12 protein-coding genes, 3 rRNA genes and 1 pseudogene are annotated in these 19,166 nt (G+C 41.5%); 1 reads left to right on the top strand and 15 read right to left on the bottom strand.

Annotated features, from left to right (window positions below; genetic code table 11):
• Window positions 1–97 precede the first annotated feature (97 nt).
• Together IGI78_RS07630 and IGI78_RS07625 are read right to left on the bottom strand one after the other, a co-directional pair.
• Window positions 98–1,462: an FAD-dependent oxidoreductase gene (locus IGI78_RS07630; protein WP_140965565.1), complete on the bottom strand. Its 1,365-nt coding sequence runs from the start codon at window positions 1,460–1,462 to the stop codon at window positions 98–100.
• Complete coding sequence (locus IGI78_RS07625) at window positions 1,459–2,928, bottom strand: helix-turn-helix domain-containing protein (RefSeq protein WP_195265169.1); 1,470 nt, start codon at window positions 2,926–2,928, stop codon at window positions 1,459–1,461. Before IGI78_RS07625 ends, IGI78_RS07630 begins: the two co-directional genes overlap by 4 nt.
• 162 nt (window positions 2,929–3,090) lie before the next feature.
• Between IGI78_RS07625 and IGI78_RS07620 the strand changes: the two genes are divergently transcribed.
• The gene (locus IGI78_RS07620) at window positions 3,091–4,194 is read left to right on the top strand and encodes an SLC13 family permease (RefSeq protein WP_140965561.1); all 1,104 of its coding nucleotides are present in this window, start codon (window positions 3,091–3,093) and stop codon (window positions 4,192–4,194) included.
• Between the two features lie 130 nt (window positions 4,195–4,324).
• Here the strand turns inward: IGI78_RS07620 and IGI78_RS07615 are convergent, their stop codons facing one another.
• The 13 genes and pseudogenes from IGI78_RS07615 to IGI78_RS07555 all read right to left on the bottom strand — a co-directional run bounded on the left by IGI78_RS07615 (window position 4,325) and on the right by IGI78_RS07555 (window position 18,970).
• Entirely contained in the window at window positions 4,325–5,041 is a 717-nt protein-coding gene (locus IGI78_RS07615) for a class I SAM-dependent methyltransferase (RefSeq protein ID WP_140965559.1), read from the bottom strand.
• Window positions 5,042–6,049: a zinc-binding alcohol dehydrogenase family protein gene (locus IGI78_RS07610; RefSeq protein WP_081118736.1), complete on the bottom strand. Its 1,008-nt coding sequence runs from the start codon at window positions 6,047–6,049 to the stop codon at window positions 5,042–5,044.
• A 71-nt stretch (window positions 6,050–6,120) separates the two neighbouring features.
• Window positions 6,121–7,182 carry a hypothetical protein gene (locus IGI78_RS07605; RefSeq protein WP_086292449.1) on the bottom strand — a complete coding sequence of 354 codons (1,062 nt, stop codon included), beginning with the start codon at window positions 7,180–7,182 and terminating at the stop codon, window positions 6,121–6,123.
• A complete protein-coding gene (locus IGI78_RS07600) occupies window positions 7,154–8,065 on the bottom strand; it encodes a hypothetical protein (RefSeq protein WP_081118738.1) in 912 nt (303 codons plus the stop codon). The genes IGI78_RS07605 and IGI78_RS07600 overlap by 29 nt, the downstream gene beginning before the upstream one ends.
• Before the next feature lie 139 nt (window positions 8,066–8,204).
• Window positions 8,205–8,320 (bottom strand): 5S ribosomal RNA (gene rrf, locus IGI78_RS07595).
• A gap of 79 nt (window positions 8,321–8,399) precedes the next feature.
• Window positions 8,400–11,314 (bottom strand): 23S ribosomal RNA (locus IGI78_RS07590).
• A gap of 227 nt (window positions 11,315–11,541) precedes the next feature.
• Window positions 11,542–13,100, bottom strand: a 16S ribosomal RNA gene (locus IGI78_RS07585).
• The 16S, 23S and 5S rRNA genes sit together here, the layout of an rRNA operon.
• A gap of 542 nt (window positions 13,101–13,642) precedes the next feature.
• Window positions 13,643–13,828, bottom strand: a complete 186-nt coding sequence (locus IGI78_RS07580) for a hypothetical protein (RefSeq protein ID WP_005236216.1) — start codon at window positions 13,826–13,828, stop codon at window positions 13,643–13,645.
• A 138-nt stretch (window positions 13,829–13,966) separates the two neighbouring features.
• The gene (locus IGI78_RS07575; RefSeq protein WP_077453722.1) at window positions 13,967–14,488 is read right to left on the bottom strand and encodes a GNAT family N-acetyltransferase; all 522 of its coding nucleotides are present in this window, start codon (window positions 14,486–14,488) and stop codon (window positions 13,967–13,969) included.
• Between the two features lie 56 nt (window positions 14,489–14,544).
• Window positions 14,545–15,483 carry a dihydroorotate oxidase gene (locus tag IGI78_RS07570; protein ID WP_086292451.1) on the bottom strand — a complete coding sequence of 313 codons (939 nt, stop codon included), beginning with the start codon at window positions 15,481–15,483 and terminating at the stop codon, window positions 14,545–14,547.
• A gap of 206 nt (window positions 15,484–15,689) precedes the next feature.
• Window positions 15,690–16,729, bottom strand: a pseudogene (locus tag IGI78_RS07565) (galactitol-1-phosphate 5-dehydrogenase).
• A 17-nt stretch (window positions 16,730–16,746) separates the two neighbouring features.
• A complete protein-coding gene (locus IGI78_RS07560; RefSeq protein WP_086292453.1) occupies window positions 16,747–17,406 on the bottom strand; it encodes a class II aldolase/adducin family protein in 660 nt (219 codons plus the stop codon).
• Window positions 17,372–18,970 carry a PTS sugar transporter subunit IIA gene (locus IGI78_RS07555; RefSeq protein ID WP_428272611.1) on the bottom strand — a complete coding sequence of 533 codons (1,599 nt, stop codon included), beginning with the start codon at window positions 18,968–18,970 and terminating at the stop codon, window positions 17,372–17,374. Before IGI78_RS07555 ends, IGI78_RS07560 begins: the two co-directional genes overlap by 35 nt.
• Window positions 18,971–19,166: the final 196 nt, after the last annotated feature.

Here is a 19,166-nt window from a genome sequence, read left to right as displayed (position 1 = left end):
CCAGTCACTGAAGGAAAGCGATAGTCTTCCTTGATTATCGTTACGTGCAAAAAAAAATAAACCTACGATGATCGTAGGTTTACCAAGGTTACATAATTTACTTTAACAAGCCATCCAGGGCCAATTGATTCAAAAAATGCAACGGAAAAGAAATGGTAGGATTAAAAAAGTAATCCATTGTTGCTAATTGGTGCAAGGACGTTTTGCTATTGATTAACGTTGAAATCGTGTTGATGATCTCTAAACTTCCACGATCACTCGTGATGATTTGCCCTCCCATGATTACTTTCGTTTGCTGATCAAAAATCAGTTTTAAGGTTACTTCAAAATCCTCATCTGTCGCGAAAAATGTCCGAGAATGAAATGTCTGCGTCACTGAATCTACTTCAAAGCCGTAATACGGTGCCTCAGTCTCATTGATACCTGAACTGCTGACAAAATAGCCAAACAATTTACTAACAACCGTGCGCTGCATTTTGGGAAAAGGAATTTTCGTCGTTCCCTGTTCATTAGCCAATAAATTGGTAGCAGCTACGATCCCCGTCCGATAAGCATTAGTCACTAAAGGGATATACAAAGAGCTATCCGAATGATTGAAAGGAATCGAAACGAGGTCGCCGATCGCATAGATGGATGGATCAGACGTTTGCAAGTATTCATTTGTAAATACCGTGCCATCGAGATTTAGTTTTAAAAAGTCTTCTACTAAGGCGACATTCGGTCGTGGATTTACAGCATAAACGACTACATCAGCTTGAATCTGGGTTCCATTTGAAAGCTCAATACCTTGATATTCGCCCTTCTCGTCTTTGATCGTATGGGCAACGTTGCTGTTAAGATAGATTTGTAAGTTCTCTGGAAAACGTTCCATCAAAATTTCTGCAACTTCATGATCAAAATAACGGAACAACAGCGTATCCATTCGATCGATTAAGTGAATCGCTTTTTGCTGTCCACTTAACGATTCCGCCAATTCAAACCCAATCAGACCAGCGCCGACGATCGCCACGGTTTGCGCCTTTTCGATTTTTTCTAGTGCTTGCTTTGATTGACCAATCGTTTTGTAGGTCGTTATATGTGCTTCAACATCTGAGGCGAACTCCGAGCGGAAAGTACTCGATCCCATCGCTAAAATTAAGCCATCATAACTCACTTCATCTTCTTGTCGATATGATTCCGTTGACGTCACAAATTGAACCAGTTTTTCTTGCGGAAAAATGTTTATGACTTCACTGTTCAGCATCACATTGATTCCTTCTGAAAGAAGTTCGCTAGCAGTTGTGGTCCGTGAGTCTTCCAGACGCGAGATATATCCTTCTAAAACTAAATTCAAGCTGCTGGCAACGTAACCAAGGACACCTGATTTTTCTATAATAATCACATCGACTTTGGGGTCAACTTTTTTTAAATGACGGGCAGCAGCAATTCCTGCATGAGAGCCTCCAATAATCACTATTCTCATATCTTTTCCAACTCACTTTCAAGGTTCTCATTGCGTATTTCATCCACGATTTGATGAAGTCGCTCTTCTTCAAATGGGGTTGCACCACCTGTTAAAATCAATCGCTTCTTATAACGATAGCCTTCCGAGATCTCAGAATGATCAACAATCAATAAATCATAGTCCTTCTCCTTCGTCCCATCGAAGTGAATATTCGGATAGCCAGCCAATTCTTTGATCAAAAAACGTCGCAAAAAGCCACTGCGTAATCGTGATTGAGTCAACAAAATGCCTACGGTAAATGCTTTTTCCTGTTTTACTTGAATCCATTGACGGATCAAAAACAATTCATTGGTTAAATGCTGCTTTTTCTCAAGAGAAAAAGACTGGTTTACGTTTTTCTCCAACTGTTCGATTGCTTGTTGTGCCACTACAATCAAGCTTTCATTCGCAACACTTTGCGGCTGAAATTCAGCAAAAGCAATAATGCCGCCATGAATGTATAGCGCTTGGATCGTTACGCTGGTTAAGAAGACACCCAACTCCACTGAAGTTTCTGCGGACTTTCTTTCACTATCACCGATCGCCTGCAACAACTCTTCATTTAATGCTTCGATTTCTCGGAAGAAAAGTGACTTCTGGCTTAATCCCTCCTCAGAAGGACCAATCAAGCCTTCTGCTAGTAAAAACAAATAGAAATAAACCGTTTCATAATCGCTCCAGGAAACCGCAAAACGACTGAGGTAGCGTCCTAAGATATTCCGCAGAATCTGGAACATGGCTTCATTTTCTAGAGACTTTAATAGGTGATACGATGCTTCATGCTGCTGTGAGCCACGATAATCAAAACGAGCTTCCATAATGCCTAGCCATAACCCAACTTTCCAACGCTCAGCTTGACTAAACGTTGTCTGTAACTGTTTTTCAATAACTCGAATCAAATTATTGATGGCTGGAGCATTCAAGCGGGTAATCAATTCTTCATTGGGATAACTTTGTGAAAAAAATTGATAATAGAAAAAACGAATTTGCTTTTCATCCCCAATTAATTTTTTATTTTTTAATTGGATATCGAACTCTTTTAATAATTGATTGATGGCTTTGAATCGACGAAACAAAGATGCTTCACTCAACATGAGTTCTAAAATCATTTTCGTCGTTGACTCATCTCGATGAAAAAACAAATAAGACAAAATCTGAAAATCGATCGCCTCTGACAGATACGAATAAAAGAATTTTTTTAGTGAGAAATCAAGCGGAAGTGTTAACTGTACTTGATCATTTTCTAAATAAGTCAATGTCGCATCCTCATGGAAAGCGACTAAATTCTGATGAAGATTTTGAAGCTCTTTTTGCAAAGTGGGGGCGGAAATGGATAATGTTTTTGCAAGTTTCTTATAAGAGATCTCTGAGCCATTCTGAAAAAAAACAGCTAAAATTTGAAAATGAACCTGCTGATTTTTTTCAAGCAGCTGCATAACATTCATTTTTGAACCTCCTTCACCTTTCACATACTAATTTCCCAATTAATGACTCATTTGTCAACTATAAAAATTGCCTGAATGACTTTGAATTAGTCGGATAAAGCGTTATTTATTGTTCCTAAAGCGTAGGAATGGTAAAATTCTTGAGAAGAAAGGTGGTGAACTATGGGAAAACGAATGTTAGCATTTTTTCGAACCGATCGATTATTTTCGATTTCCCTGCTACTAGCACTCATTGCATGTTTTTTTGGCACCTTCCGTTGGTCGTTTATTGACTTCAAAGTGATCTTGTCGCTGTTTGGATTAATGCTAGTGATCAATGGGTTAGAAGAAGCTGGCTTATTACGGGCATTTGGTCAAAAATTGGTGGAAAAGAGCCGTAGTTTGCGGGATTTGATTCGTGTAGTCGTTCTTCTAAGCTTTTTTAGTTCGATGTTCTTAACGAACGATGTAGCTATTTTAACCTTATTGCCCATCTATCTGCTTTTAACGAGACAAGAACAACAGCGAACTAGTGTCATATTAGGCGCCGTCTATTTAATCGTAGCAGCCAATTTAGGAAGTAGCCTTTTTCCCTTTGGAAACCCGCAAAACTTATTTTTATTTTCTTATTATCACATCTCACTAGGACAGTTCATGTGGACAACCGGTACTTTCGTGGGGCTTTCCTTACTATTACTGCTTGTTTCGGTCCAGCTTATTTCAAAATCGCCTCTAGAAATCACTATTCAAGAAGACGCCTATGAAAAAAAAACAGCGATGCGCCATGCAGGCTTGTTTGTTATCATGATTTTGGGTATTTTTAGTGTTCTACCCCTCTCGATAGCCGTTCTTATCGTCGTAGCCGTGGTTTGGTTCAGCAATAAACGGTTATTTACCAAAGTTGATTATCGTTTATTGCTTACCTTCATTTGCTTCTTCTTGATCGTTGGCAATATTCAAGACCAAACGTGGATCACCAATCGCATTCAACCGTATTTTCAAGAGACACATCGCGCTTTTTTAGGCAGTATTTTACTCTCTCAAGGAATCTCTAACGTTCCAGCAGCGATTTTGATCGCTCCCTTCACCGACTTGGAAAAAGCCGTTCTTTTAGGGGTCAATGTCGGCGGATTGGGTACATTGATTGCTTCACTAGCCAATTTGATTGGCTATAAGTTACTGAAACAAGCTCGAGCCAAAGAAGCCAAAGCATTTCAAAAATGGTTCTTAATCGTCAATCTTCTTTTCTTACTGATCTTAGGAACGACTGTCTATCTTTTCTTATAACAAAAGCGATACAAAACGAGATTCCAGCATAAGGACATTTGCAGCCAGTAGTCAAAAGAGGCATAACTACTGTTTCTGTTTTTCGCTCTTATGTCAGAATCTCATTTTTTTTGATCTCTTTGAGGGATTACTATCGAGATAAAAGAAGTTCAAAGGTTATTTTCGTATGGCTTTCAACAGTCAGCGATTCACCAAAGATACGTTGAACCATTTGTTTCCTCTGTTCCAATGAATACTCATCCTCAAAATAAAGATGAAAGAGATCCCGATCGATCTCTTCTTTCACCATATACTCAAACTGGCAGCTCCGCCATTCAATTGCCTCTTCTGATAACCACTTCTTGTAGTAGGTATTAAGCTGTAACTCTTTTTCAGCTACGGGGTCTTCTTCAAAGGGCTGAAACACATTTTCTACTTCAGCGATTGTTCTAAGAATAATCAATTGATCGGTTTTCTTTCGCAACTGCAGCAATGTCTTTTTGTCTCTTAGTGCTGGATTCATGGCCATGAAAATACAGGGCCAGTGCTGGTCCGTCGTTAAAAAGTCGCTTTGGCTCTGTTGGATCAGATGTAGTTTATTCTGTGGATCATCAATCGTTTCTTCAATTATTCTAAGCATTTCCTTTGAAAAATCAATCGCATAATACTCATTTACATAAGGATAAAATGCGGGGATATAGCGACCCGCACCAGCAGCAAAGTCAACAAAAATAGATATGGGGAACACTTGCTGATCCAATAAGTAAGCAACTACCTCTTTCGCAATCTGCAATGAAGACTCCTGCTGGATTTGTGCATAATCTTGAGCAAACTCATCCCAAAACAGGATTGCTTCCTCTTCTTCCATCTATAAGACGCCCCCTGTAATCACAGTCTTGCCTTTATTTCCCCGCTCAACCGCTTCGGTACCGAGTTTTAAGTTTTCAATCGTGATTCCTCCATCAATCGTTTGGACCGCAGTGGTGTGAATTTTGCCCTCAACTAACAGCGAAGCGATTCGTTTTAAGATCGCTCCTTGGGTTTCAAACATCAGTTGAGCATCTGTTTTGGCAAACATGTACTCCCAATAAAAATCGATGCTAAGGTTTTTAAATGGATTTAAATCGAGCGCTTCTTTCGTATTGACGATCATTCCGACTTTACCAAATGGGACGATTGCTTTTGTTAATTGTGGCAAATAGGTGGAGGCATCATAAAAAATGGCAATGGCTGAAAAAGGTTTGTTTATTTGTTCGGCTAAAGGTAAACGGTGATTAAGAACATGATCCACTTGATTGTTTTTTAGCCACTCGTTGTTTCTAGGACTAGCAGTGCCATAAACGGTTAAACCTGCCCATTTTGCTAATTGTGCAGCGATCGAACCCACACCGCCGCTGGCATTGATCAACAAAATCGATCCTTGATTGGCGTTTTCTTCAGGAATATATCCAAATTTTTCAAATAGCAATTCCCATGCGGTTAAACTCGTTAATGGTAAAGCTGCAAGATCACCGTCAGAAAAGCCGGCTGGTGCCTTTGCTGCGATTCGAGAATCAACAGCTTGAAACCTTTGATTCGCACCAGGTCGTTGTGTGGTTCCGGCATAGAATACCCGATCACCAACGGCAAAGCCACTAACTGCTGAGCCGATTTCTTTAACGATCCCAACGGCATCATACCCTTGGATCTGGAAATCTTCACTTAAAACAGTCATTTGCCGACGTTTCGTATCGATTGGATTGACCGAAACTGCTTGTACTTCCACCAGTAAATCATGTGTTTGGCAAATCGGTATAGGAATTTCCTTTTCAGTAAATACTTCTAGATCATCTAAAGATCGTCCTTCATAAAAACCTAGTGCTTTATTTTTCATCATACTGCTCCTTCCAAAAAAAGTGCTGAATAGTTATAAAAACCATTCTAGCACTCTTAACCAATTTAGAACATTTATTCTTCACCTTTTACCACAAGTGGAACTAAAAACGGATAGCTTGTGAAGAAATCTAGTAAGGATCGCTTCCATTGATCCGAGTCAATCGTTAGTAAAGTGGACTCTGTATACAAATGGATCGTCAATCGTTGATTTTTATCAAGTAAAATAAGAATTTCACCTTTGTTTTCTGTGATAAAATCATATAGCTGATTCTCCATCGTGATAATAAAAATTTGATCGAGAACTTCTGCTGCAACAGGAAAATCTGTTTCCATATCGACAGCTAAGGTTTGGGTATTGTCGATCAAGCTTGGTGAAACCGTAAAGCCTAATTCTTTTAAATGCGCCAATACCAAGTTGACATCATAATTAAAAAGCGAAAGCTGATTGACCGAGAAAATATTCTCCGCATGCCATTGACTGATTAAATGCAAAATCTGTTCATCATTGACAACCACCGACTGGGAGTTTGAATTGATAGTCAACAATGGCAAATAACTGGATTGATACGTAGAATTGACTGGATTTAGTTTAAAACTAAACTCGAGCTCCTTTGTTTCTGTTAAACGAAAACGGACATTGAAATGCTTTGTCTTCCATGTATCATAGTTATCGGTAGCAGTTAAATGAATCGTTTTTAATGGTTTCAAGAATTCATAGGCATAGTATTCAAGCAATGTCTTTTTGGCGATCACCGAAATATCTTGATCTGTTAAAATCAACTGACGGTAATGAGCAAGCAATCCAGAAAAATCAGCTTCCATGATTGATTTTCGCAATTTTAAATCAGCTAGTTCGTTTTCGGCTTGCTCAATAAGCGATTCGATTCGTTGGTGATCTTGCGCTTTTACAGCGTAATAATCATCTTCGTAGTCAGATTCTTCTTCCGCTGAATCAAAAGAATCATCCGCTACATTTCTACTATCTTCTACTAAAGGACCGTCATTCACTAAGTCCGTCGCATTTGTTGGTACGTTTTCCTCAACTTCATTAGCGCCTTCTGTTTGAATCTCTAGCGTCGGTTCCTGCTCCAGCAGCTGTGATTCATCAGGATTTGTCTGCGTTTCTTTCGTCAATATCAGTCAGCTCCTTTCCCGTATAGTGAGCTAAGAAAGCCATTATTTTTGTCGTAAATTCATCAAAAGAACCAAAAAAAGTATCAATTTGACGAAATTCTTTTTCTACGATCGCTTTCTTTAAGCGCAATGTTTGATATTGCTGCTGTAGGCGTTCTTTTTCAGCAAAAACCTCTTCATTATTATTTGAATATCTTTCCCATTCTCTACGTTTGGCTTCTAATGCTTTTCGCTCAGAAGTTAAATGTTCTAGTTCTTCATCGATTTTTGTCCGATTGAAAAAACCCTTTGATTCAGTTAATTCATTTTCGGCTTCCGTAAGTTGATCGATCTGATTTTGGATTTCCTTTACCTCAGATAACGCTGTGATCCGTTTGGCTTCTAGTTTGTCCATCTGCTGTTCGATTGCTGTCAGCATCTCACGATTACCTCGTTGGAACTTTTCCCACTCTTCATCTATCTCAGGGATAACAAAAATTTCGGGAATACTCGCATCGATACCAATCGTCGCTCGCTCATGATAATAGGTTCCTAACTTATAGTAATGCACCGTAGGAGATATTTTGGCACAATGCATCATAAATGGGAAAGCTTGGGTGAAGTTATCGTGGAACTTCCTTGATAACAATTCATCAATCTCATGATTTTGATTTGATGTTTCTTTTAACTGTTTGTGCAATCGACCATTATATATACGATAAATTTCAGGAATATCCTCTTTTTCGATCGCTACTTCAAAATCTTGCAGGTCTTGCAGCATTTGACCGATATTTTTTGAGGCTACTTGTTTGATATCGCCAAAGGATATTTCTTCATTCGCTGAAACTGAAACAACGTCTTGATCTTGAACAACATTTTGTTCTTTTTTGGCATCGTCAGTCATATGATCCCTCCTAAAAATACTTCACTACTAGTGTATCATTTTTTTCCATAAAAAGTTATTTTAAGTGATTGTTTTTAGAAAAATGATACATCGTTGTAATAACAAAAAAACACATGTCAATTAAGACATGTGTTTGGCTGCGTGGCGACGTCCTACTCTCACAAAGGGAAACCCTTCACTACAATCGGCGCTAAGAAGCTTAACTTCTGTGTTCGGCATGGTTACAGGTGTATCCTTCTTGCTATCGCCACCACACTATTCAATTGAGTAAGTTTTGCTCACTCAAAACTGGATCGAAGAATCAAAACTCTACGAGTTTACGTGCTTTTTCTTTTTGGTTAAGTCCTCGATCGATTAGTATCAGTCCGCTCCAACCATCACTGGCCTTCCACTTCTGACCTATCTACCTGATCATCTCTCAGGGATCTTACTTTCTTAAAGAAATGGGAAATCTCATCTTGAGGTGGGCTTCACACTTAGATGCTTTCAGCGTTTATCCCTTCCCTACATAGCTACCCAGCGATGCCTCTGGCGAGACAACTGGTACACCAGCGGTAAGTCCATCCCGGTCCTCTCGTACTAAGGACAGCTCCTCTCAAATTTCCAACGCCCGCGACGGATAGGGACCGAACTGTCTCACGACGTTCTGAACCCAGCTCGCGTGCCGCTTTAATGGGCGAACAGCCCAACCCTTGGGACCGACTACAGCCCCAGGATGCGACGAGCCGACATCGAGGTGCCAAACCTCCCCGTCGATGTGGACTCTTGGGGGAGATAAGCCTGTTATCCCCAGGGTAGCTTTTATCCGTTGAGCGATGGCCCTTCCATGCGGAACCACCGGATCACTAAGCCCGACTTTCGTCCCTGCTCGAGTTGTAGCTCTCGCAGTCAAGCTCCCTTCTGCCTTTACACTCTTCGAATGATTTCCAACCATTCTGAGGGAACCTTTGGGCGCCTCCGTTACCTTTTAGGAGGCGACCGCCCCAGTCAAACTGCCCATCTGACACTGTCTCCCAGCCCGATAAGGGCTGCGGGTTAGAGTGGCCATAACGCAAGGGTAGTATCCCACCATTGCCTCCATCGAAACTGGCGTCCCGATCTCTACGGCTCCTACCTATCCTGTACATGCGGTACAGACACTCAATATCAAACTACAGTAAAGCTCCATGGGGTCTTTCCGTCCTGTCGCGGGTAACCTGCATCTTCACAGGTACTAAAATTTCACCGAGTCTCTCGTTGAGACAGTGCCCAAATCGTTACGCCTTTCGTGCGGGTCGGAACTTACCCGACAAGGAATTTCGCTACCTTAGGACCGTTATAGTTACGGCCGCCGTTTACTGGGGCTTCAATTCGTACCTTCGCTTACGCTAAGCACTCCTCTTAACCTTCCAGCACCGGGCAGGCGTCAGCCCCTATACGTCATCTTTCGATTTTGCAGAGACCTGTGTTTTTGATAAACAGTCGCTTGGGCCTATTCACTGCGGCTGCTCGTTAGAGCAGCACCCCTTCTCCCGAAGTTACGGGGTCATTTTGCCGAGTTCCTTAACGAGAGTTCTCTCGCTCACCTTAGGATTCTCTCCTCGACTACCTGTGTCGGTTTGCGGTACGGGCCGTTGTTTTCTCACTAGAAGCTTTTCTTGGCAGTGTGACATCAGAAGCTTCGGTACTATTATTTCCCTCCTCATCACAGCTTATCCGTATAGGTAGAAGCATTTGACTCCTACCAAGACTTACTGCTTGAACAGACATATCCATCAGTCTGCACTTCTTAGCCTCCTGCGTCCCTCCATTGCTCAAACAAAAACAACGGGTACAGGAATATCAACCTGTTGTCCATCGCCTACGCCTGTCGGCCTCGGCTTAGGTCCCGACTAACCCTGGGCGGACGAGCCTTCCCCAGGAAACCTTAGTCATTCGGTGGACAGGATTCTCACCTGTCTTTCGCTACTCATACCGGCATTCTCACTTCTAAGCGCTCCAGCAGTCCTCACGATCTGCCTTCAACGCCCTTAGAACGCTCTCCTACCAATGCACCTTATGGTGCACTCCACAGCTTCGGTAAACTATTTAGCCCCGGTACATTTTCGGCGCAGGGTCACTCGACTAGTGAGCTATTACGCACTCTTTAAATGGTGGCTGCTTCTAAGCCAACATCCTAGTTGTCTGTGCAACCCCACATCCTTTTCCACTTAATAGTTATTTGGGGACCTTAGCTGGTGGTCTGGGCTGTTTCCCTTTCGACTATGGATCTTATCACTCACAGTCTGACTCCCGGATATGAATGAATGGCATTCGGAGTTTATCTGAATTCGGTAACCCGAGATGGGCCCCTAGTCCAAACAGTGCTCTACCTCCATCATTCTCAATTCCGAGGCTAGCCCTAAAGCTATTTCGGAGAGAACCAGCTATCTCCAAGTTCGTTTGGAATTTCTCCGCTACCCACACCTCATCCCCGCACTTTTCAACGTACGTGGGTTCGGTCCTCCAGTGCGTTTTACCGCACCTTCAACCTGGACATGGGTAGATCACATGGTTTCGGGTCTACGACAACATACTCATTCGCCCTATTCAGACTCGCTTTCGCTGCGGCTCCGTCTCTTCAACTTAACCTCGCATGCTATCGTAACTCGCCGGTTCATTCTACAAAAGGCACGCTATCACCCATTAACGGGCTCTAACTTGTTGTAGGCACACGGTTTCAGGATCTATTTCACTCCCCTTCCGGGGTGCTTTTCACCTTTCCCTCACGGTACTGGTTCACTATCGGTCACTAGGGAGTATTTAGCCTTGGGAGATGGTCCTCCCGGATTCCGACGGAATTCCTCGTGTTCCGCCGTACTCAGGATCCTCCTAGGTGTTATCCAAATTTCGCCTACGGGGTTTTTACCCTCTTTGACATACTTTTCCAAGTATTTCGACTATCTGAATAGACTACCATATCGGAGTCCTACAACCCCAACAAGCAAGCTTGTTGGTTTGGGCTTTTCCCGTTTCGCTCGCCGCTACTCAGGGAATCGAATTTTCTTTCTCTTCCTGCAGGTACTTAGATGTTTCAGTTCTCTGCGTCTACCTCGACTGCGCTATGTATTCACGCAGACGTAACATCCTATAAAAGATGCTGGGTTCCCCCATTCGGAAATCTCTGGATCATAGCTTACTTACAGCTCCCCAAAGCATATCGGTGTTAGTCCCGTCCTTCATCGGCTCCTAGTGCCAAGGCATCCACCGTGCGCCCTTATTCACTTAACCTTTGACCTTACGGTCGGTTTTGAGTACTTCTTCTAGCGATAGAAGGTTGCTCAAGAAAATAAGCGTTGAACTTATTAAAAAACTCTTTTAACATTTCAACTCGGTGTGTGTTACTTGTTTTGTTTTTTCTTCGATATCCAGTTTTCAATGAACAAATTTGTTTGAGAGTAAACCTCTCAAAACTGAACAAAGGCAAACGATGTGTAGTCTTCCGAAATATTCCTTAGAAAGGAGGTGATCCAGCCGCACCTTCCGATACGGCTACCTTGTTACGACTTCACCCCAATCATCTATCCCACCTTAGGCGGCTGGCTCCAAAAGGTTACCTCACCGACTTCGGGTGTTACAAACTCTCGTGGTGTGACGGGCGGTGTGTACAAGGCCCGGGAACGTATTCACCGCGGCGTGCTGATCCGCGATTACTAGCGATTCCGGCTTCATGTAGGCGAGTTGCAGCCTACAATCCGAACTGAGAGAAGCTTTAAGAGATTAGCTTAGCCTCGCGACTTCGCAACTCGTTGTACTTCCCATTGTAGCACGTGTGTAGCCCAGGTCATAAGGGGCATGATGATTTGACGTCATCCCCACCTTCCTCCGGTTTGTCACCGGCAGTCTCGCTAGAGTGCCCAACTAAATGATGGCAACTAACAATAAGGGTTGCGCTCGTTGCGGGACTTAACCCAACATCTCACGACACGAGCTGACGACAACCATGCACCACCTGTCACTTTGCCCCCGAAGGGGAAGCTCTATCTCTAGAGTGGTCAAAGGATGTCAAGACCTGGTAAGGTTCTTCGCGTTGCTTCGAATTAAACCACATGCTCCACCGCTTGTGCGGGCCCCCGTCAATTCCTTTGAGTTTCAACCTTGCGGTCGTACTCCCCAGGCGGAGTGCTTAATGCGTTTGCTGCAGCACTGAAGGGCGGAAACCCTCCAACACTTAGCACTCATCGTTTACGGCGTGGACTACCAGGGTATCTAATCCTGTTCGCTCCCCACGCTTTCGAGCCTCAGCGTCAGTTACAGACCAGAGAGCCGCCTTCGCCACTGGTGTTCCTCCATATATCTACGCATTTCACCGCTACACATGGAATTCCACTCTCCTCTTCTGCACTCAAGTCTCCCAGTTTCCAATGACCCTCCCCGGTTGAGCCGGGGGCTTTCACATCAGACTTAAGAAACCGCCTGCGCTCGCTTTACGCCCAATAAATCCGGACAACGCTTGCCACCTACGTATTACCGCGGCTGCTGGCACGTAGTTAGCCGTGGCTTTCTGGTTAGATACCGTCAAGGGATGAACATTTTACTCTCATCCTTGTTCTTCTCTAACAACAGAGTTTTACGATCCGAAAACCTTCTTCACTCACGCGGCGTTGCTCGGTCAGACTTTCGTCCATTGCCGAAGATTCCCTACTGCTGCCTCCCGTAGGAGTCTGGGCCGTGTCTCAGTCCCAGTGTGGCCGATCACCCTCTCAGGTCGGCTATGCATCGTTGCCTTGGTGAGCCGTTACCTCACCAACTAGCTAATGCACCGCGGGTCCATCCATCAGTGACGCAAAAGCGCCTTTCAACTTTCTTCCATGCGGAAAATAGTGTTATACGGTATTAGCACCTGTTTCCAAGTGTTATCCCCTTCTGATGGGCAGGTTACCCACGTGTTACTCACCCGTTCGCCACTCTTTTTCTTTCGGTGGAGCAAGCTCCGGTGAAAGAAAAAGCGTTCGACTTGCATGTATTAGGCACGCCGCCAGCGTTCGTCCTGAGCCAGGATCAAACTCTCATAATGATTTGTTTGAATGACCAGATGGTCATTAAGCTCATAAAAATTAACTTTGCTAGCTATTGCTTGCATGTATTTGTTTCAATAAATTGAAACGTCCTACACATTGGTTCGTTTGCTTGCTTTGTTCAGTTTTCAAAGGTCTACCGTGCTGTGTTAGCAACTTTTATATCATATCAGAGTGACGTTCGATTGTCAACTCTTTTTTTAAAAGTTTTTTCGCTCGTTGTTTTTCAACTTCGTAGCGGCTGTCTCAGCGACTTTATTAGAATAACAAATGATTTGTTATTTGTCAACAACTTTTTTCAATTAATTTTGTTGGTGTATCAACCTCGATTAACTATTTTAAAATTGCGACTTCGTTATAATATCATCTGTTTCATTTTTGGTCAAGTCTTTTTTGAAGTTTTTTCAAAAGCTTTTTTGACCCGCTGGCTCAATTGCCAACGTTAAATACTTTATCATTCTAAGAATGAAAGAGCAAGCTTTTTTCTGAAATATTTTCAACTAAGTCGAGATAAACAAAAAAACTACCCAAAATAGGTAGTTTAATCAATATCGATCGTACGAAAACGGATCTGATTTTGATCGTCTCGTTTTAAGGTTGTTTCTTCTTTCAGATAAGAAAACTTCTTCTCATTGATCGCTGGATTCTCAAGCATTTCTTCATAACCCGCAAAAATATCATGGATATATTTTTTATAAGCTTTTTTCTTTTTGATTCTTTTCTTCATTTGGCACCGTCCTTTACGTGCTTATCTTAGCAAGCCGAAAGGATTCTGACAACCATTATCCGCATTTTCATACCAAAAATTCACTTTGACACAACTATTCCATTAATTCTGCCAAGTGACACTCACGGAATAGAATGTTTAGCTTGCGGTCAAACGTTTTTGAAAAGCCAATCGCTCTCCGTTCGGAAAAGGGAATGTTACCTCTCCTTTGTATTGATAGCCAGCTGCTTGGATATTCTTTTGCATACCAATATTGGCTTTATACGTATCTATACGTAAATCAACGATTCCTTGCTCTAATGCAACCACTTCAAGAGCTTGCAGCAATTTGGCGCTTAACTTTTGCCCTTTAAAATGAGAACTGACAACGACGCGATGGATGGATAGATATGGACCGTTTCCTTCCCACCCTGCGCCGGTAATTGCATTGTAGACAGGATCATCACCAGAAACCAACGCGGCAGACGCTGCGATTTTTCCATCTTTCACCAACACATAGCTTTCACCGTTGGCAATATCTGCTTTGATTTGATTTTCTTTAGGACCGTACCCATCTTGCCATTGCGGAGATCCTTGTGCTTTTAAGAAAGCAATGCCTTCTTCAAAAAGCACCATCAACTCAACCAGATCTTCCTCCGTTGTTTTACGAAACTTCTCCATTAAAAACTCCTTTCTTCTATAAAAAGAAGCGAACAGTAAAGCATTCAAAATCGTTCTTAATCAATCGTTTTTAATTTCCCATGAAACTCACTGATTGATTGATAGCCTTTTTCTTTCATGATCGCTGCTAATTCTTTCGTCAATCGTTCAAAAATCGCCGGCCCTTCTTTTTGCAACTCTGTGCCGATCTGCAACATAGAGGCGCCACACAATAAATGCTCATACGCATCTTGACCATTACGAATCCCACCAGTACCAATAATTTTGATTTCTGGCTTGAGGCGTGTATAGAAAGCCCGCACATTGGCTAATGCCGTCGGTTTCACATATTCTCCTCCTAGACCACCAAACCCATCTTTTGGTTTGATGACTACCGAGTCAGTAGCAGGATCGATGAATAAAGCATTCCCAATACTGTTGATTGAATTGATGTAGGTTAACGGATACTTGTTTAATATCTTAGCCATCTCATCAAAGTGAGCCAAATCAAAGTATGGCGGCAATTTGACACCTAAAGGTTTTGTGAAAAAACCAAAGACTGTTTCCAGAATTTGATCGGTCAAAGGAAAATCATAGGCAACTTGGGGTTTTCCTGGCACGTTTGGACAAGAAAGATTTAACTCTGTGATTCCGTCAAAATCACTTTCTTGGATTTTCTTCAACAACTCAATGTTTTCAGCCACGCTCATACCAGCGACAGAGAAAAAGAAGGGCGCTTGCTGGGTCATTTCCTGCTGTTTTTTGATGGCATAGTCTAAGTAGTAGTCCACCCCTAGATTTGGTAATCCCATCGAATTGATGCTTCCTAACGGTAAATCGGTATAACGTGGTTCTGGATTTCCGGCACGCGCTTCTAGTGTTGCACTCTTCGTGACAAATGCCCCAGCTGCTGACGCTGCTAATTCATCTAATTCCTCGATCGTCATACAATGGACTCCTGAGGCATTCATAAACGGATTTTTATATGTAAATTTCCCAAAATTCGTAGCTAACATTGATTCATTCCTCCAATCTTTTCAACTAGTTTACCGTTTCATTTCTGAAAATGCAACGATGTCTTTGAGTGGGACAGGTTTTAGAAGGAGCAACCTCTGTAATCAGAGTAGCAAATCAAAAAAACCATATCCATACAGCTTGTTAAAACTTACTGAATAAATATGGTTTTGAAAACAATCTGTTTATATTGTACTCAAATGTTTTTTTAGAGCATGATCATGATTTTATTAAAGCTTTCACTTCTATTTACCGCTAAATCAAATGCTCTTTGAAGATCCTCTAATGGAAAGCGATGGGAAATCATATGACTGACACTCAAGCGTCCGCTTTCTAAAAAGGTGATTGAATCAAACCATTCTTTACCTGGGAAAGGTGCAGAATAACTATTCAAAAACCCTTAATGGTTAATTCACTGCGAAAGATTTTTTCAAATGCTCGTTGTCTAATCAAAACATCAGAATAAGCGATCCCTTGAAATCCAATTTTCCCGCCTTTTTTTGTCACTAAGAGACATTGTTCTTCGGTTATTTTAGTACCTGCACATTCCATTGCAATATCCACGCCTAAACCATCCGTCATTCGGGAGATCTCAGTTTCAAGATCTTGAAGACTAGGATTAATCGTATCGGTGACACCTAAATCTATTGCTTGTTCCAGTTTCTCTGATTGAATATCAATGCCAATGATCGTTTTCACACCCGCAATTTTTAACCATTGGATCGTCAGCAATCCAATCGTTCCTAACCCAAAAACTGCAACGACATCGCCCACTTTAGGTTCGATTCCATAAACACCATGCGCTGAGACAGCAAGAGGCTCAATCATGGCCGCTTCTTCAAACGACAACTTAGTCCCTATTTTCACGATATTGCTCGCTGGCACGGATACGTACTCTGCAAATCCCCCAAACCGTTGTGATCCCATCATGATATAGTCCGTACATAATTGATACTTCCCGATAGCACAGTATGCACAGCTACGACAAGGAATAAACGGGACAACAGCGACCCGATCGTCTTTTTTTAAATGATGAACAGAACGACCAACTTTTACAATAGTCCCAGCCATCTCGTGCCCCATGATCATGGGTAACTGATATTTCCAGCCTTTACTCATTTTGTGGATATCTGATCCACAGATTCCTGAAGCTTCAACTTTTACAATCACTTCATTCTGATGGCATTGTGGGACATCCATTTCTCGAATCTCAAATTCATTCAGTCCAATTAAGAAACCAGCCCTCATCTACTCTCCTCCAATCTTCATTCATGGGATTCATAGGTAACGTTTGTTTTGTCAGTATAATATTCATAGCCCTGCTGGAGAAGCGCTTGCGAATGTAAATGCACATAAGCATTTGTTTCTAGTCTTTCCAGATAATCATTTGCAAAAGCCAAATTAGTGGCTCCAACAATTACCCCATGTTCTCGCAATAACATTCCATAAGGTAGTTTTGCTTCATTTGTCACCATGTTTTGAGAGTAGTCACCAACCAAGTGTGCTAACTTTTCAGTTGTTGCAGGTGCATAATCCAAACAACGGATCGTAGCCGGTCCGAAACGAAGGTTTTCACAGACGATGGGCATGTCAGTCCCTATACAACTGTAAACCATCAAATTTAATGGATGAGCATGAATCACTGCTTTGATCCGTGGATCTGAGTGATAAAAACTCATATGCATATTGATTTCCCTGGTCAAGTGACCAGTACCTTCGATGAGGGATAGTTTCTTATCTACCAAAAGAATTTGCGCTGCCTCTAATTCCCACAGATACTGAACAGATGCCAAAGTAGGTGTCATCAAGAAATGATCTTCTGAAACTTTTATAGAAATATTGCCACCAGCAGCATCCGTTAGCTTCCTGTCAAATAAAGATTTGGCAATCTTACATATGAATTTCCTTTCTTCTAAATAATCCATCGGGTTCCTCCTGTCTAAAACGTAAATATTTTTCAATCAATCCATATTTCCCAAGAAACATAATATCTTCAACAATTTCTAAATATTCTTCACTTCTTACAAGAGCAACGAAGAAAACAAAAGTCACTTGAAAATAATCCTCAGATCCGTAAGAGATTTTTTGTTTATTCGTCAAGAGGCTAATCGTGCTACGGTGGACATTTCCCCGATTGTTCGCATGAGCTAAAGCAACACCTTCACTTATTACGATATAAGGTCCATTTTGTTTCACATTTTCAACGACTTCTTCTACATAGCTCTGCTCAATACACTCGTTTTGTGTCAACACTTTCCCTGCTAAGCGTAAAGAATGCTCCCAAGAACATTTTTGGTCGATTCTGATAACATGCGAATTTAACAAGTAATCATGCAATTTTCTTTGTGGTTGTTGGACAAATTGATCAAATTTTTCTTCAGTCTCTTCTTCATTAATCGTAAACAAACGGTCAACCGTCTTTACTATTTTTTGGATATCTTCTTGAGTCACAAAAGGTGTTATCCTTAAAACATCCTCTTCCAAAAAAGGCAAAGGATCAGCAGTTAAGATTAAACGATTGGCTTTTTGACGGAAGCACATCTTACGATAAGTAGCAAGTGTTAGCACATTCATAATTTTGAACTGCTTGTATCGACTTATTTTCATAGCAATCATTTTCGCTATCGATAAATTTTCACACACGATCCAGATATCGATTTTGCTCATCTTATATTCTTGTCGGGTTAAGGCAGTTGCGATATGAATAGCGATCGTAGTAATAAATGATTCATTGAAGGATCGGGACAGGTAGTTTTCAATGACACCACTATTAGCCCTTACAGCTACGATAATATCCATAAACTGATGCCGCAAAAGACCGATATTTTCAATATCCAAAATAATGTTCTCTTCTTCAATAATTTGTAAGTGATTGTATAGATCAGAAATTAAGTCAAATTCGTACTTTAGAGTCGTCCCTAAATCTTCATCAATTTTATTCAGAAAATAGATGACCAAATTATACAATTCAGCATCCTTCACATTTTTTCGCTTTTTCAAATGACAAAATTCTGCTATTGCCTGTTTGTCTTCGAAAGAGATCGTTCGATCAAATCTTTTTTCAATTTGATCGATGAGTATGCTCAGGTTTTCCGACATAACGACAAATTTGGGAGATTCACCTTGTTCTTTGCGGGGCATATTGATAACGATAAAAATATAGACGAAAAGATCAAACTGCTGATACTTTTCTGCATACTTTAACTCGTTAAAAATGAATCCCAGAAAGTCTAAACACTCCATTGACCCGTCAAATGACCGAAGGATTTGCATCCCGACATAATTGATGTATCCTTTTGCGTCTATATTTTCTAAAAACAATGTAAACAAATACTCTCTTTTCTCCGATTGATTCATCTTAAGGATAACCCCTTCGCCCCTAAGCGTTTCGATATATTTACTCATGATCACTTCTTGCTTTTTCAACGTATTGATATCGCGGATGATTGTTAATCGACTGACGTAAAACAAATCAGCAAAATGATCCATCGTAAGAACATCTTCTGTTATCAATAAATTGATCAGAAGTAATGTGCGTCTTTCATCAGGATTCAAGGAATAGTCGTAAGGGGACAATTCTAAAACAAGCTGATAAGCTTCTGACAAATCAAGTTCATCAGGAACCTGTAAGTATCCGCTTTCAATTTTCACTTGCGGCATATCGTGAGTATTTAGAAACGAGTTC

Origin of the sequence: Enterococcus sp. DIV1767, from assembly GCF_050542585.1 — a bacterium.
Classification (GTDB): domain Bacteria; phylum Bacillota; class Bacilli; order Lactobacillales; family Enterococcaceae; genus Enterococcus_D; species Enterococcus_D innesii.
This window is presented reverse-complemented; position numbering and strand designations above follow the sequence as displayed.

Coding starts and splice junctions, on each gene's coding strand:
- IGI78_RS07575 (WP_077453722.1), bottom strand. CDS start 14,488: ATGGAGAAGTTTCGTAAAACAACGGAGGAAGATCTGGTTGAGTTGATG.
- IGI78_RS07600 (WP_081118738.1), bottom strand. CDS start 8,065: ATGACTGACGATGCCAAAAAAGAACAAAATGTTGTTCAAGATCAAGAC.
- IGI78_RS07625 (WP_195265169.1), bottom strand. CDS start 2,928: ATGAATGTTATGCAGCTGCTTGAAAAAAATCAGCAGGTTCATTTTCAA.
- IGI78_RS07560 (WP_086292453.1), bottom strand. CDS start 17,406: ATGGATTATTTAGAAGAAAGGAAATTCATATGTAAGATTGCCAAATCT.
- IGI78_RS07610 (WP_081118736.1), bottom strand. CDS start 6,049: ATGATGAAAAATAAAGCACTAGGTTTTTATGAAGGACGATCTTTAGAT.
- IGI78_RS07555 (WP_428272611.1), bottom strand. CDS start 18,970: ATGGATCATTTTGCTGATTTGTTTTACGTCAGTCGATTAACAATCATC.
- IGI78_RS07620 (WP_140965561.1), top strand. CDS start 3,091: ATGGGAAAACGAATGTTAGCATTTTTTCGAACCGATCGATTATTTTCG.
- IGI78_RS07570 (WP_086292451.1), bottom strand. CDS start 15,483: ATGTTAGCTACGAATTTTGGGAAATTTACATATAAAAATCCGTTTATG.
- IGI78_RS07580 (WP_005236216.1), bottom strand. CDS start 13,828: ATGAAGAAAAGAATCAAAAAGAAAAAAGCTTATAAAAAATATATCCAT.
- IGI78_RS07615 (WP_140965559.1), bottom strand. CDS start 5,041: ATGGAAGAAGAGGAAGCAATCCTGTTTTGGGATGAGTTTGCTCAAGAT.
- IGI78_RS07630 (WP_140965565.1), bottom strand. CDS start 1,462: ATGAGAATAGTGATTATTGGAGGCTCTCATGCAGGAATTGCTGCTGCC.